General features: G+C 58.8%; 12 protein-coding genes. 4 read left to right on the forward strand and 8 right to left on the reverse strand.

The window, feature by feature from the left end; genetic code table 11:
- Window positions 1–154: 154 nt before the first annotated feature.
- Entirely contained in the window at window positions 155–1,219 is a 1,065-nt protein-coding gene (gene hemE, locus IN820_RS01340; protein WP_193679252.1) for a uroporphyrinogen decarboxylase, read from the forward strand.
- Between the two features lie 59 nt (window positions 1,220–1,278).
- Here hemE and IN820_RS01345 read toward each other — a convergent pair whose 3' ends face one another.
- Complete coding sequence (locus tag IN820_RS01345; protein WP_313027195.1) at window positions 1,279–2,484, reverse strand: MFS transporter; 1,206 nt, start codon at window positions 2,482–2,484, stop codon at window positions 1,279–1,281.
- A gap of 249 nt (window positions 2,485–2,733) precedes the next feature.
- Between IN820_RS01345 and IN820_RS01350 the strand changes: the two genes are divergently transcribed.
- Complete coding sequence (locus IN820_RS01350; RefSeq protein ID WP_193679254.1) at window positions 2,734–3,633, forward strand: LysR family transcriptional regulator; 900 nt, start codon at window positions 2,734–2,736, stop codon at window positions 3,631–3,633.
- A gap of 13 nt (window positions 3,634–3,646) precedes the next feature.
- On the opposite strand, the gene IN820_RS01355 is transcribed toward IN820_RS01350, so the two are convergent.
- From IN820_RS01355 to IN820_RS01370, 4 genes are all read right to left on the reverse strand, one after another.
- Window positions 3,647–3,937: a hypothetical protein gene (locus IN820_RS01355; RefSeq protein ID WP_193679255.1), complete on the reverse strand. Its 291-nt coding sequence runs from the start codon at window positions 3,935–3,937 to the stop codon at window positions 3,647–3,649.
- A 123-nt stretch (window positions 3,938–4,060) separates the two neighbouring features.
- Window positions 4,061–4,498 carry a thioredoxin TrxC gene (gene trxC / locus IN820_RS01360; protein ID WP_193679256.1) on the reverse strand — a complete coding sequence of 146 codons (438 nt, stop codon included), beginning with the start codon at window positions 4,496–4,498 and terminating at the stop codon, window positions 4,061–4,063.
- 73 nt (window positions 4,499–4,571) lie between these two features.
- On the reverse strand, window positions 4,572–5,849 hold the full coding sequence (locus IN820_RS01365; protein WP_193679257.1) for a bifunctional O-acetylhomoserine aminocarboxypropyltransferase/cysteine synthase: 1,278 nt from the start codon (window positions 5,847–5,849) through the stop codon (window positions 4,572–4,574).
- A 91-nt stretch (window positions 5,850–5,940) separates the two neighbouring features.
- On the reverse strand, window positions 5,941–7,731 hold the full coding sequence (locus IN820_RS01370) for an SLC13 family permease (protein WP_193679258.1): 1,791 nt from the start codon (window positions 7,729–7,731) through the stop codon (window positions 5,941–5,943).
- 494 nt (window positions 7,732–8,225) lie between these two features.
- On the opposite strand from IN820_RS01370, the gene IN820_RS01375 reads away from it, so the two are divergent.
- Window positions 8,226–9,551 carry a tyrosine-type recombinase/integrase gene (locus IN820_RS01375; protein ID WP_235989042.1) on the forward strand — a complete coding sequence of 442 codons (1,326 nt, stop codon included), beginning with the start codon at window positions 8,226–8,228 and terminating at the stop codon, window positions 9,549–9,551.
- On the opposite strand, the gene IN820_RS01380 is transcribed toward IN820_RS01375, so the two are convergent.
- The 3 genes from IN820_RS01380 to IN820_RS01390 form a co-directional block, all read right to left on the reverse strand.
- Window positions 9,548–10,495, reverse strand: coding sequence for a replication initiation protein (locus IN820_RS01380; RefSeq protein ID WP_193679259.1), 948 nt, complete (start codon window positions 10,493–10,495; stop codon window positions 9,548–9,550). The two genes, IN820_RS01375 and IN820_RS01380, sit on opposite strands and share 4 nt — an antisense overlap.
- Before the next feature lie 20 nt (window positions 10,496–10,515).
- Window positions 10,516–10,716: a helix-turn-helix transcriptional regulator gene (locus IN820_RS01385; protein ID WP_193679260.1), complete on the reverse strand. Its 201-nt coding sequence runs from the start codon at window positions 10,714–10,716 to the stop codon at window positions 10,516–10,518.
- Between the two features lie 609 nt (window positions 10,717–11,325).
- On the reverse strand, window positions 11,326–12,060 hold the full coding sequence (locus IN820_RS01390; RefSeq protein WP_193679261.1) for a TraX family protein: 735 nt from the start codon (window positions 12,058–12,060) through the stop codon (window positions 11,326–11,328).
- Between the two features lie 302 nt (window positions 12,061–12,362).
- On the opposite strand from IN820_RS01390, the gene IN820_RS01395 reads away from it, so the two are divergent.
- The gene (locus IN820_RS01395; RefSeq protein WP_193679262.1) at window positions 12,363–12,791 is read left to right on the forward strand and encodes a hypothetical protein; all 429 of its coding nucleotides are present in this window, start codon (window positions 12,363–12,365) and stop codon (window positions 12,789–12,791) included.
- Window position 12,792 lies beyond the last annotated feature (1 nt).

Here is a 12,792-nt window from a genome sequence, read left to right on the forward strand (position 1 = left end):
GCTTGCAGCTTGCAGCTTGCAGCTTGCAGCTTGCAGCTTGCAGCTTGCAGTGTCTGACCTGAATCAAGACCCTGGATAAAAGGCACGGCGCTCGCCGTGCCTTTTGTTTTCCGCTTTGCGACAATGCACGGCACTTTTTTGCTGGAACCCTGCCATGACCGCCTTGAAGAACGACCGCTTCCTTCGTGCCCTGCTCAAGCAGCCCGTCGACGTCACCCCGGTGTGGATGATGCGCCAGGCCGGCCGCTATCTGCCCGAGTACCGGGCCAGCCGTGCCAAGGCCGGCGACTTCATGAGCCTGTGCATGAACCCGGAACTGGCCTGCGAGGTGACCCTGCAGCCGCTGGATCGCTACCCGCTGGATGCGGCGATCCTGTTCTCCGACATCCTCACCGTGCCGGACGCCATGGGCCTCGGCCTGTACTTCGAGACCGGCGAAGGTCCGCGCTTCAAGAAGGTCGTCAGCAGCGCCGCCGACATCGAGGCCCTGCCGATTCCCGATCCGGAAAAGGATCTGGGCTACGTGATGGACGCCGTGCGCACCATTCGCCGCGAGCTCAATGGCCGCGTGCCGCTGATCGGCTTCTCCGGCAGCCCCTGGACCCTGGCGACCTACATGGTCGAGGGCGGCTCTTCCAAGGACTTCCGCAAGTCCAAGGCGATGCTCTACGAGAATCCGCAGGCGATGCATGCGCTGCTGGACAAGCTGGCCCGCTCGGTGACCCGCTATCTCAACGGCCAGATCCTCGCCGGTGCCCAGGCGGTGCAGATCTTCGACTCCTGGGGCGGCAGCCTGTCGGCCGCGGCGTACCAGGAATTCTCCCTGGCCTACATGCGCAAGATCGTCGATGGCCTGATTCGCGAGCATGACGGCCGCCGTGTGCCGGTGATCCTGTTCACCAAGGGGGGCGGGCTGTGGCTCGAATCCATGGCCGACGTCGGCGCCGAAGCGCTGGGTCTGGACTGGACCTGCGACATCGGCGAAGCGCGTCGTCGTGTCGGCGACAGGGTTGCGCTGCAGGGCAACATGGACCCGAGCGTGCTTTATGCCAAGCCCGACGCCATCCGTGCCGAGGTGGCGCGGATTCTCGCCAGCTTCGGCCATGGCAATGGCCATGTATTCAACCTGGGCCATGGCATCACGCCTGAAGTCGATCCGGCGCATGCCGGCGCGTTCATCGAGTCGGTGCACGAGCTGTCCGCGCAATACCACGCCTGAGCGGCTGCGAGCATGCAGACGACAACGCCCCGCTTGTGCGGGGCGTTGTGGGTTCTGCGTCAGCGCGCGGTCTGTGGCTCCGGCAAGGCTGGCAGGCGAGCCAGGTGCAGCGCCACGGCGAGGGAAACCAGCAGCAGCGAGGCGATGAACAGGCCCACGCCATCCCAGCCGGCGGCATGCCAGAACACGCCGCCCAGCGTTCCGGCAATGCTGGAGCCCAGGTAGTAGCTGAACAGATAGAGCGAAGACGCCTGCCCCCGTGCCTGCCTGGCGCGGCGACCGATCCAGCTGCTGGCGACCGAATGGGCGCCGAAGAAACCGAAGGTGAACAGCAGCATGCCCAGCAGCACCATGGGCAATCGGTCGAACAGCGTCAGGCTCAGACCGGCAAGCATCAGCGCAATCACCATCCAGAACACCCGGCGGCGGCCGAAGCGGTCGGCGAGCGCGCCCACCTGCGCCGAGCTGTAGATGCCCGACAGATAGAGCACCGCCAACAGGCCGATCAGGGTCTGGCTGAGGTGAAAGGGCTCGGCGATCAGGCGGTAGCCAATGTAGTTGTACAGCGTGACGAAACTGCCCATCAGCAGGAGGCCCTGGAGAAACAGCCAAGGCAGGCCGGCGTCGCGGAAATGCATGCCGTAGCCCTGTAGCAAACCCCGCGCACGCAAGGGGCGCGGGCGAAAATGCTGCGACTGCGGCAGGAAGCGCCAGAGCAGCAGCGCCGCCAGCAGGGCCAGGCCGCCCATCACACCGAGCACACTGTGCCAGGACAGGTAGTCGACCAGTACGCCGCTCAGCAATCTCCCGCTCATGCCGCCAATGGCATTGCCGCCGATGTACAGCCCCATTGCCAGACCCAGATGCTGAGGATGGATTTCCTCGCTGAGGTAGGTCATCGCCACCGCGGCCAGTCCGCTAAGCGCGAGGCCCACCAGGGCGCGCATCAGCAGCACGCCATGCCAGCTGGGTGCGAGCGCGCTGCCGACGGTGAACACGGCAGCGGCGAGCAGTGACGCGACCATGACCGGCTTGCGCCCGATGGCATCGGATATCGGCCCGGTTATCAGCAGGCCGACGGCCAGGGTGATGGTCGAGAGCGAAAGGATCAGGCTGCTTTGTGTCGCACTGATGCCGAACGCCTGGGACAGCATGGGCATCATCGGCTGGACGCAGTAAAGCAGGGCGAAGGTGGCAAAGCCGCCGGCGAACAGGGCCAGCGCCGTACGCGCGAAGCGCGGGGTGCCTTTTTCGGTATGGCTGATCGGCGCGCAAGTTTCGCCTGTTTGTGCCGGCGCTCCTGTGGCGCACTGCGTGCTGTTCAAGATTTCGGCCTCTATGGGATTCGCTTGTTTCAGACCAAAGACCGCCGTTACACCGGCAGTTGTAGGGTCCGTGCGCGGGCGTACATGCTTTGGTTGGGTTGGTGAGGGAAATGATAGGGAGCTTTATTTGAGCTATCCAATATATTATTCGACCAAAATGATATGTTTTTCGACTCATTAGGAGGGCATGTGGAGCTGCGTCATCTTCGCTACTTCGTGGCAGTGGCCGAGGAGTTGCACTTTGGACGGGCGGCCGAGCGGCTACGTATCTCGCAGCCACCCTTGAGTCAGCAGATCCAGGCGCTGGAGCAGGAATTGGGCGTGCTGCTGTTCGATCGCAGCAACCGGCGGGTGTCGCTGACCGATGCGGGGCGGCTCTTTCTCGACGAGACACGGCGCACGCTGGCCCAGGTGGACAAGTCCGTCGATGTGGTGCGGCGGGCCGAGCAGGGCGAGATCGGTGAGTTACAGGTCGGCTTCACCTCGTCGGCACCTTTTACCTCGATCCTGCCGCGGGCGATCCTGGCCTTCCGCCAGGCGTTTCCCGCCGTCCATCTCGCCCTGCAGGAAATGACCAGCAAGGAAGTGGTCGATGCGGTGCAGGACGAGACGCTGCAGGTGGGCATGATCCGTCCCTTCGCCTTGCCGTCGGGACTGCAGACGGTGGAGCTATTGAGCGAGCCGCTGGTAGCCCTGATGCACGCCGATCACCCATTGGCGCAGGCGGCAGAGGAGGGGCTGACATTGGCCGAGCTGGCCGAGGAGCCCTTCGTGTTCTTTCCACGCAGTTACGGTACGGGACTCTACGACCAGCTACTGAATCTGGCACGGCAGGCGGGATTCAGCCCGCGCATCGCCCAGGAAGCGAACGAGGCGCTCACCATCATCGGACTGGTCGCTGCAGGGCTGGGCGTCTCGGTATTGCCGGCTTCGTTCCGGCGTATCCGCATCGATGGCGTGCGCTATCGCACCCTGCTGGACAAGGATGCGACGACTGCCGTCTGGCTGGTCAAGCGCCGTCAGGAGCAGTCGCCGCTGGCCCAGGCCTTCATGGAGCTGGTTACGCGCGAGGCGCTGGGCCGGCGCTAAGGTGGTCAAGCCCTCAGGGCTGCTTGTAATGGCCAGGCGTATCGCCCTTCTCGTGCTTGTGAACGCGGGTCACGCGGATGTCGGTGATATTCATGACCTCGGCCTGCTCCAGCAACCGAGCCTCGTCGGCGTCGGCCTCCGGCATGACCAGGCTGTTCTCGGCGTCGCCATTGTGCAGCTCGATGAGATGGCGCGCGGCTTCGCCCTGGGACAGGCTGTCGACATCGGCGTCATAGGTCACGGCGCGCGGATCGTTCTGGTAGATGTAGTTGATTTCGAAGGTATGCGAGGACTTGCCGAACATGAGGGGCTCCCGTCGAAGGTCACTGATGTGCAGTGGACTCGACGGGGTCACCAATCGTTCCGGCCGGCGTTGGAACGTTCCCCGTGGTTTTTATTGCTGGAGCCTGCCATGCCGGGCGTGGAACTACTCTATGCCCTGCTGCGCCAGCCAGGCCAACAGCTGCGGCAGGGGCATGGCGCCGCTCTGGCGCGCGACTTCGCGGCCGTTGCGAAACAGGATCAGGCTGGGAATCGAGCGGATGCCGAGCTGCGTCGACAGTTGCGGGTTGGCCTCGCTGTCGAGCTTGGCCAGGCGGCAGCGGCCTTGCAGCTGGCTGGCGGCCTGGGCGAAGGTTGGTGCGAAGCTGCGGCACGGTGCGCACCAGCTGGCCCAGACATCCACCAGCAGCGGCACGTCGCCCTTGATCTGGTTGGCGAACTGGCTCTGCTGCAGGTCGAACGGTTTGTTCGGTAGCGCCTCGGCCTTGCAGCGGCCACAGCGTGGCGCGTCATGCACCCGCTCGACAGGGATGCGGTTGAGGCTTGCGCAATGCGCGCAGGGGACGATCAGCGTGTCAGTCATGGCGAGGCTCCACAGCGGTATGCCGATAATGTGGAGCCTCGTCGGCGGATATCAAGCTGGGCTCGGGGCGGGTTCAGCCCTTTGACGCGCTCAGAGCCTGGGTTAGATCGGCGAGGATGTCATCGATGTGCTCGATGCCGATGGACAGCCGGATCAGATCCTGAGACACGCCGGCCCGGGCGAGCTCCTCGGCATTCAGCTGGCGGTGCGTGGTGCTCGCCGGATGACAGGCCAGCGACTTGGCGTCGCCGATGTTGACCAGGCGCACCACGAGCTTGAGCGCATCGATGAAGCGCGCGCCGGCCTCCATGCCACCTTCGATGCCGAAACAGAGAATCGCTGCCGGCCTGCCGCTCATGTAGCGTTGTGCCAGCGCGTGCTCGGGATGGTCCGCCAGTCCGGCGTATTGCACCCAGGCCACCAGCGGGTGAGCCTGCAGATATTGGGCGACCGCGAGCGCGTTTTCGCAGTGTCGCTCCATGCGCAGTGCCAGGGTTTCCAGCCCCTGCAGGATCAGGAACGAATTGAACGGCGAAATCGCCGCGCCCATGTTGCGCAGCGGCACAACCCGACAGCGGCCGATGAAGGCCGCAGGGCCGAATGCCTCGGTGTAGGTGACGCCGTGGTAGGAAACGTCCGGCGTGTTGAGCAGTGCGAAGCGCTCCTTGTGCTGCGCCCAGGGAAACTTGCCGGAGTCGACCACGATACCGCCGATGCTGGTGCCGTGGCCGCCCATGTACTTAGTCAGCGAATGCACGACGATATCGGCGCCATGCTCGATCGGCCGGCAGAGCATCGGCGTGGCGACGGTGTTGTCGACGATCAGCGGCACGCCGTGACGGTGCGCGGCTTCGGCCAGCGCGGCGAGATCGATGATGTTGCCGGCGGGGTTGCCGATGGACTCGCAGAACACCGCCTTGGTCCGGTCGTCGATCAGCGCCTCCAGCGCGGCGATGTCGTCGTGGGCGGCAAAGCGCACCTCGATGCCCTGGCGCGGCAGGGTATGGGCGAACAGGTTGTAGGTGCCGCCGTAGAGCTTGGCCACCGAGACGATGTTGTCGCCGACTTCGGCGACGGTCTGGATGGCATAGGTGATCGCGGCCATGCCGGACGCCACCGCCAATGCCGCCACGCCGCCTTCCAATGCGGCGACGCGCTGCTCGAGCACGTCGGCGGTGGGGTTCATGATGCGGGTGTAGATGTTGCCCGGGACCTTCAGGTCGAACAGGTCGGCACCATGCTGGGTATCGTCGAAGGCGTACGAGGTCGTCTGATAGATCGGTACGGCCACGGCCTTGGTGGTCGGGTCCGGGCTGTAGCCGGCGTGGATGGCCAAGGTTTCCAGTTTCATGAGGTGCTCCTGTTCTTGTTCGATGGGCAGAAAGTACCGGAGCATGAAAGGGAACGCGCGAGCCTTCAATGACCCAGCGCAAGCCCTTTGGTCATAGCGGAGCGAGCGGCCAGAACAGCGGGATGACCAGCGTGGCGACCAGCCATAGCAACAGGTTCAGCGGTATCCCGACCTTGAGGAAATCGGTGAAGCGGTAGCCGCCGGCGTTGTAGACGAAGGTGTTGGTCTGATAACCGATCGGTGTGGCGAAGCTGGCGCTGGCGGCGAACATGACGGCGACGACGAAGGCGCGCGGGTCGACGCCCAGGTGCTGCGCCAGACCGATGGCGATCGGGGTGATGAGTACCGCCACCGCGTTGTTCGAAAGCATCTCGGTGAGCAGCGAGGTCAGCAGGTAGATGAACGAGAGCATGAACAGCGGCCCCGCCCAGGGTGTCAGCGTGGCCACGTTCTGGACGATCAACTGAACCAGACCGACCTTGTCCATGGCGATGCTGATCGCCAGCATGCCGAAGATCAGGCTGAGGATCTTCCAATCCACCGCCTTGTAGGCGTCCTCGACATCCAGGCAGCGGGTCGCCAGCACCGTGGCGGCACCGATGATCGCCAGCCCTTCGATGGGCATGACGCCGAACGCGGCCAGCAGCATGACCGCCAATGTGGCGAGAATCGCGATGGGTGCCTTGTCGCGCCGGAAGGCGCGCTCCTGCACCGCATTGAGGCTGATCAGCTCGCCGTTGTCGGCAAAGCGCTTGATCTGCGCCGGGGTGCCCTCGACCAGCATGACGTCGCCGAACTGCAGCTGGAAATCGTCGAAATTGCCCTGGATATTCTCGTCCTGGCGGTGCACGGCGAGTACATTGATGCCGTAGCGGGCGGAGAGGTCGAGGTCGCGCATCGGCCGGTGACTGTAGCGCGAGCCGCGACCGACGATCGCCTCGGCGAGAATCACGTCTTCACTGCTGATGGTTTCGAAGGCGTCGCCGCGGTTGAAGGTCAGATGGCCGCTTTCGCGCAGCTCCACCACGTCCTTGACTTGACCATGGATCATCAGCAGGTCGCCGGCCTGCAGGGTGAAGTCGTGGGCCGGGCGGCTGAAGTGCTGGTTCTCACGGCTGACCTGCAATACCTGAAGGCCGCTGCCGCCATTGAGGTTGGCTTCGCCGAGGGTCTTGCCGAGCACCGGCGAGCCGGTAGGGACCCGCAGCTCGGTCATGAAGGTGCGGTCCAGGCGCGGCCCGAGCAGCTTGGACAGCGTGTCGCGCTCGGGAAGCAGGCGTTTGCCGATCGTCAGCAGATAGAGCATGCCGGCGCCGGCGAGGATCAAGGCCGCACCGGTGATTTCGAACATGCCGAATGGCTCGAGGCCGGCCTTGCGCGCCACGCCATCGACCAGGATGTTGGTCGAGGTGCCGATCATGGTCAGCGTGCCGCCGAGGATGGTGGCGTAGGACAAGGGAATCAGCAGCTTCGATGGGGTGGTGCCGGCGCGCTTGGCGAGCGATATCGCCACCGGCGTCAGGATCGCAACCACCGGCGTATTGTTCAGGCAGGCGGAAATCACCAGCGCCGTGATCGTCAGGCCGGCCAGCACGCGCGTCGGGCTGGTTCCCACCAGATCACCAAGCCAGTTGCCCAGCGCATCGATGCAGCCGGTGCGCTCCAGAGCGGCGGAAATGATGAACATGCAGGCGATGGTGACGGGAGCGGAATTGGACAGCACCCCCAATACTTCGCCGGGCGTCAGCAACTGGGTGGCCAGCAGCACTGCCACGGCAATCGCAACGACGATGTCCGGGCTCCAGCTCTCGCGCACGAAACACACCAGCACCCAGATCAGCAAGGCGCAGACGAACAACAGCGGCAGCGAATCCGGGAGCATGAAGGTCCTTAGCATGACGGCTCATAAACAGCAGGGCGGCACAGCGGCCCCGCGCGCACGATAGTGCGCCGAACTTAGACAGTCCAGAAACCAATAATGCTGTTTATATTCCATTTGGTTATTTGCCCTTGTTTCGGATGGCGGAACGCTGACGCAGGCGTCATTCGTGAGCTTCGAGCTTTATTGCAGGCTCGGCTGTGGATCGAGGCGGAGGAGATGCATCCCGGAGCAGTTGGCGGCTGCGGTGAAACGAAAAAGCCGCGCAGTGCGCGGCTTGGAAGGTGGTGGGCCCACACGGACTCGAACCGTGGACCAAAGGATTATGAGGGAGGTGCTTAGTAGTTCCTCATAGAATCCGATGGTTTCGTGTGGATTGCCTATTCGCATATTTTACTGGTCTAAACGGTTTTTCTTGTGCCGCATGGTTTCAGTTAGTACCGTTGAGTCCTGCGCAAAGTGGGGACTGAAACGGGGGCTTCCGGGGACTGGCAAAAATGGTCGGTACAGTTAACGAACAGAAACTCAGGGGAATGAAGCCTGGCGGTGGAAAGCTGACAGAGAGCCTGCCTGGTCGAGGCATGGGGTCGCTGATTTTCAAACGCCAGAGCGAGTCGCCACCGATGGCATTCTATCGCTATCGCTTGGAAGGCAAAGATTGCTTGATCAAGATTGGGGTCTGCAAGCTAAACGCCCGGGGTGTTGGTCTGACTTTGCCCGAGATCAGAGAACGAGCGCGCGAGTTAGCAAAGGTAGCGGTCGACCATGGCGATGTGCGAGCACACCTGCAGGATCTTGAGAATCAGGCTGAATTAGCACGGATTGAGCGCGAACGTGAGATCCAAGCGTTGCGCGTCCAGGGCTCCTTCGAAGAACTGTTTCGTGAGTACATCGAGGGCCGGCGGGGGAAGGTACGCGATGACCAAGTCCGGGAGTATGAGCGCATCTTGAAGGTCGATCTCCTAGAGGCGCACCCTCAAGTACTAGCACTTCGTGCCTCAGAGATTCGGCCGCAGCATATTCGGCAAGTCCTGGAAACGATCTGGAACAGAGGCGCGACGAGGCAGGCCGATAAAGTACGTTCGTTCCTGCGAGCTGCGTTTCAGTATGGGATGACCGCTGAGCATTCACTTGGCCGATCCAGCAACAAAAACTACTCGATTGATTCGAATCCAGTCGACGCTGTTCTAGTTCCCAGCACAAGCAAGCCTGGCACCCGGGCGCTTTCTGATATCGAGTTGAAGCATTTCTGGTCGACGATCACCGAAACCGACGGTATCGGTCCGGTCATCAGCCGTCTATTCCAGTTCGTCATCGCTCTAGGAGGGCAGCGCATTGAACAGGTTGCGCGCGAGCCCTGGTCAAGCTACGACAAAGAAAAGCGGCTCCTCCGGGTGATCGACAGAAAAGGGCGAGGGGAGATCGAACGAGTTCACTTGGTGCCCCTGACTGATCGGGCTATAGAGCTGCTTGAACAGATTGAGCCAATCACAGGCGGTTTCGAATGGCCGTGGTCAAGTTATGGGAAGAAGCCATTCGCCACTACCAGCTTCTCTCACGCAATCCGCGATTGGCTTGCCTCAAAGCACGGAAAGATCGAGGGGAAGCAGATCCCACAGTTTACGCCTCGTGACCTACGTCGTACGTGCGCGCAGTTGATGCAGCGTAGTGGTGTAGATGATCGTCAGAGTGACCTGTTGCAGTCACACGGCCAGACTGGTGTGGTTGGACAGCACTATCGCAATAATCCGGAAGCCTACTTACCAGAGAAGTTAAAGGCTATGGCTGGATTCGAAGTGGCTCTTAGTAAAGTCCTCGGCTAGTAACCGCTTGCGTGGCGCTTGGAATTTTGGTGAGCACTGCGGTTCCATCTGACAATATATTCGCCGTTCTTGTTTTTATGAATGGCGTAGCTGGCAAGGAAGCCAACTGCTTTTAATTCATCCAGAGCCTTAGTGAGGCCTCTTCCCTTTCCAAGAAAATCTTTAAGCTGGCTAGTGGTGCTACTTAATCTCATCAGGTTATTGACTTTTACCTCGCGCTCACCTGGTAGTCCGGCTGACATGTAATTTTGTAGGTACTTCGATAAGGGAGTTGTCAGATTCTTACGGATCTCAAGGTCAATGTAAGAAAGCTCGGCGCTGAACATGTCAATTACAATGCCACCTATCGAAAACCACCAGTAACCAATTTCCTCATCCCAAGATAATCGATCAATGAGACTGAATGAGTCGCCGGTCCTAAGGTTTATTATTTTGATGGTGTTTCCCTTAAGCTTTTGCAGGGACTGATGCAAGGCGTCGTAGTTCTTCTTTCCTCCAGATATTCCTAGTGCGCGCAAGAAGGAATGTCTGTTGAATAATATTTTTTCGCCCGGTGCACGCCCTTGAGCTAGACGTATAACTTCAAGATATACATCATTGTCGAACATGTTGAGTTGCTCGCCAGTGTATTCGATTCTGATGGTGTCGTAGCTTTCTAGAACTTGGTTTATCAGAAATTTGGCTTTTGTTTGTGGCTGATTAACAAAGAGCGACGTACGCACCCAGGCCGTGGGTAACGCTGAAGCTCGTTGGGGCAATGATGGAATCTTGATGACTTCTGGAATCGGTGGTAACAGACCGGCCTCAAGCTCTTTGAGCAAGTTCTTGGAAAGCTCACTGTTTGAAGCCAGCCTATCAGCATGGCTTTGAAGTATTTTGAAAGCCGAACTAGCAGCCAAGTTTGACCTCAACTCTTTAGCGTGTACGCCACCTAGATTACTCATGACGGATAGCGCCCAAAAAATCAGGCCGATTCTTTCAGTGTGTCTGACTTGATAAAGTCGATCACTTTTGCAAGATCGTAGCGAACTACTCGCTGGTTAAAGCGAATGGCCTCAGGAAAGCCAGGCGTGGCGGAAAGGCGGTAAAAAGTTGTCTTTCCGATGTGCAGGTATTCGCAGATTTCCGCGATGGTGGAAAGCGGTTGTCGTTTTTGGTTTTTCATAAACATCTCTCGGAACTGCTTGGGTCTAAGTCAATTTTGCTATTCCGAGATACGCAGTCAATGAGTGCTGAGTTTTTAAAGTTCTTAATGTTTTATTATTGAAATTGTGTGAGTAAAACTTTAATAAGGGTCTCTTTTCGTAACCTGTTGATTTTTATAGGTCGCTACCGTTCGTCTGGTTTTATAAAAAAGATGATCTGATCGATTTTATCCACAGGGTTCGTACTAACTGCGAAAGCGCTTAGCTTTGCGCTAAGCCTCAAATTCAATCCAGATACACCGGAAAGCCTCTATTTAAAGGGGCTGCACTGGCTTATGCACAGGGTTCGTACTAATTGCGCCAACCCGCTTTGGCGATTCGTACTAGCTGCGCCGAGACTCGTACTAGCTGCGCAAAAGTTCGTACTAGCTGCGCCGATCGATTTCTAGAGGCCTTGCGGCACTAGGGCTACAGAGCAGTTTCGCTTCACTTACATGTATTACATGTATATACATAAGAAGCAGGTAGACAGCGCAGAGGCTCTGCCTCCGCTTGAATGCGCCTACGGCGCGAGAAGCCCCCAGAAGGGAAGGGGACGGGTTGAGAACCTGTGTGACGGCTTCGCCGCATCAGATCCAGGCGAGTGATAACGAGCTGAGTAGCAGCATATGAATCGGATAAAGAGGGTACATCCAGCTGCCGACCGGCCTGATCGACTGCACGCGGACTTGCAGTAGCGCCAGGCCGAGCAGCGGCGCCAGTGCAGCGGCGCAGATACCGGCCTGTGCCCTGGCCGGTAGATCCGACATGATCAGGATCCCGGCGCCTGCGTTTGCAATAGCTGTGATCAGAGCTGCAAGCGACCAGGTGGCGACTCGGGTTTCAAGCTCGCGTGTGTGAAGAGCAGTAAGAAGAACGGCAGGCAGGAGTACGCCGACTAGGCCGTAGCTCAGGATTGGTCTGTAGACTGCTGCTACGGCAAGCGCAGTGACGCCAGCAGTGATCAGTGATGGTGTCCGATGGTGTACCGCCTGGGTGATAACAAGTCCAAGACCTAAGGTGAAGAGGATATTTAAATAATCCCCCTCGAAAAATCTCGAATAAGGTTGCTGGCTAATAAGTGCAAATAGAAGAATGCCGCCGAGATATTTCAATCCGCCTGAGTATCCTATCGGCTGCCGATAAACATTAGCAGCGATTACGAGGCAGAAGAGCGGAAATGCAAGACGTCCAATTGTCCGCATCCAGCGAAATGGCTCTTGTAAGTCAGGCGTCAGAATGTACCAGGAGTGATCAATAATCATGGTGATCAGTGCGATCCACTTTATTAGATCAATTGAGTTATCTCGTTCGAAATTTTTCATTGGAATACCAGTCATCAAATGTATGATGCTTGTAAAGTATATTGGTTGTTTATTTATGATATATAAATCTCATTGCTCGTGCAGCTTTTTTACTTGCAGGACTTGTCTCCTGTTGCCATAATTTAATCATGGAATTCGCGCAGCAAAGCCTGCGTACCAATGCCTCTTTGAGCAGCGATGAGGAGGCGGCGGCAATAAAAAGAAACGTCCTGTCGGATGCTCGCTGTTTCTCAGAATGACGCTAGTTAAATCTGGCCCTTCGGAACGCCTTGTTCCATTCATTCGACTAACAGGAGCGGTTTATGAATTTCTTTGACGATGTTGTACTGGGTCAACTGGATCTGAATGAACTGGAGATAATGCGTGAGCGTGCTCACCATTTCTTAAGCGAAATTCAATGTCAGGTAGAGCTCAAAAACTCAGCTACCCGTCCACTTAGTCGGTTTACTTTTCAAGAGTCCGGGTCTGTCTTTTACGCAGAGAAAGTTGAGGATGGAGTGCTGATCAATCCGGCTCTTCCACCTAATTTTGGTAATAAAGACATTAGTACGCGACCTTCAGAGGAACTTGAGCGGTGGTCGTGTCGCCCGTACATCGAGACCCGTGAAGTCCCGTCTGGTACTAGATACATTGTCCGCTGTCTAGATGGCGGCGCCTGGGATCGCCCCACGGACTGGGGTAGTTTCGCATCAATTAATGACGCATTGGTTTTCATCAGTGAGCGCTGCTGAT

It is taken from the genome of Pseudomonas lopnurensis (assembly GCF_015070855.1).
In the GTDB taxonomy this organism is placed as follows: Bacteria; Pseudomonadota; Gammaproteobacteria; order Pseudomonadales; family Pseudomonadaceae; genus Stutzerimonas; species Stutzerimonas lopnurensis.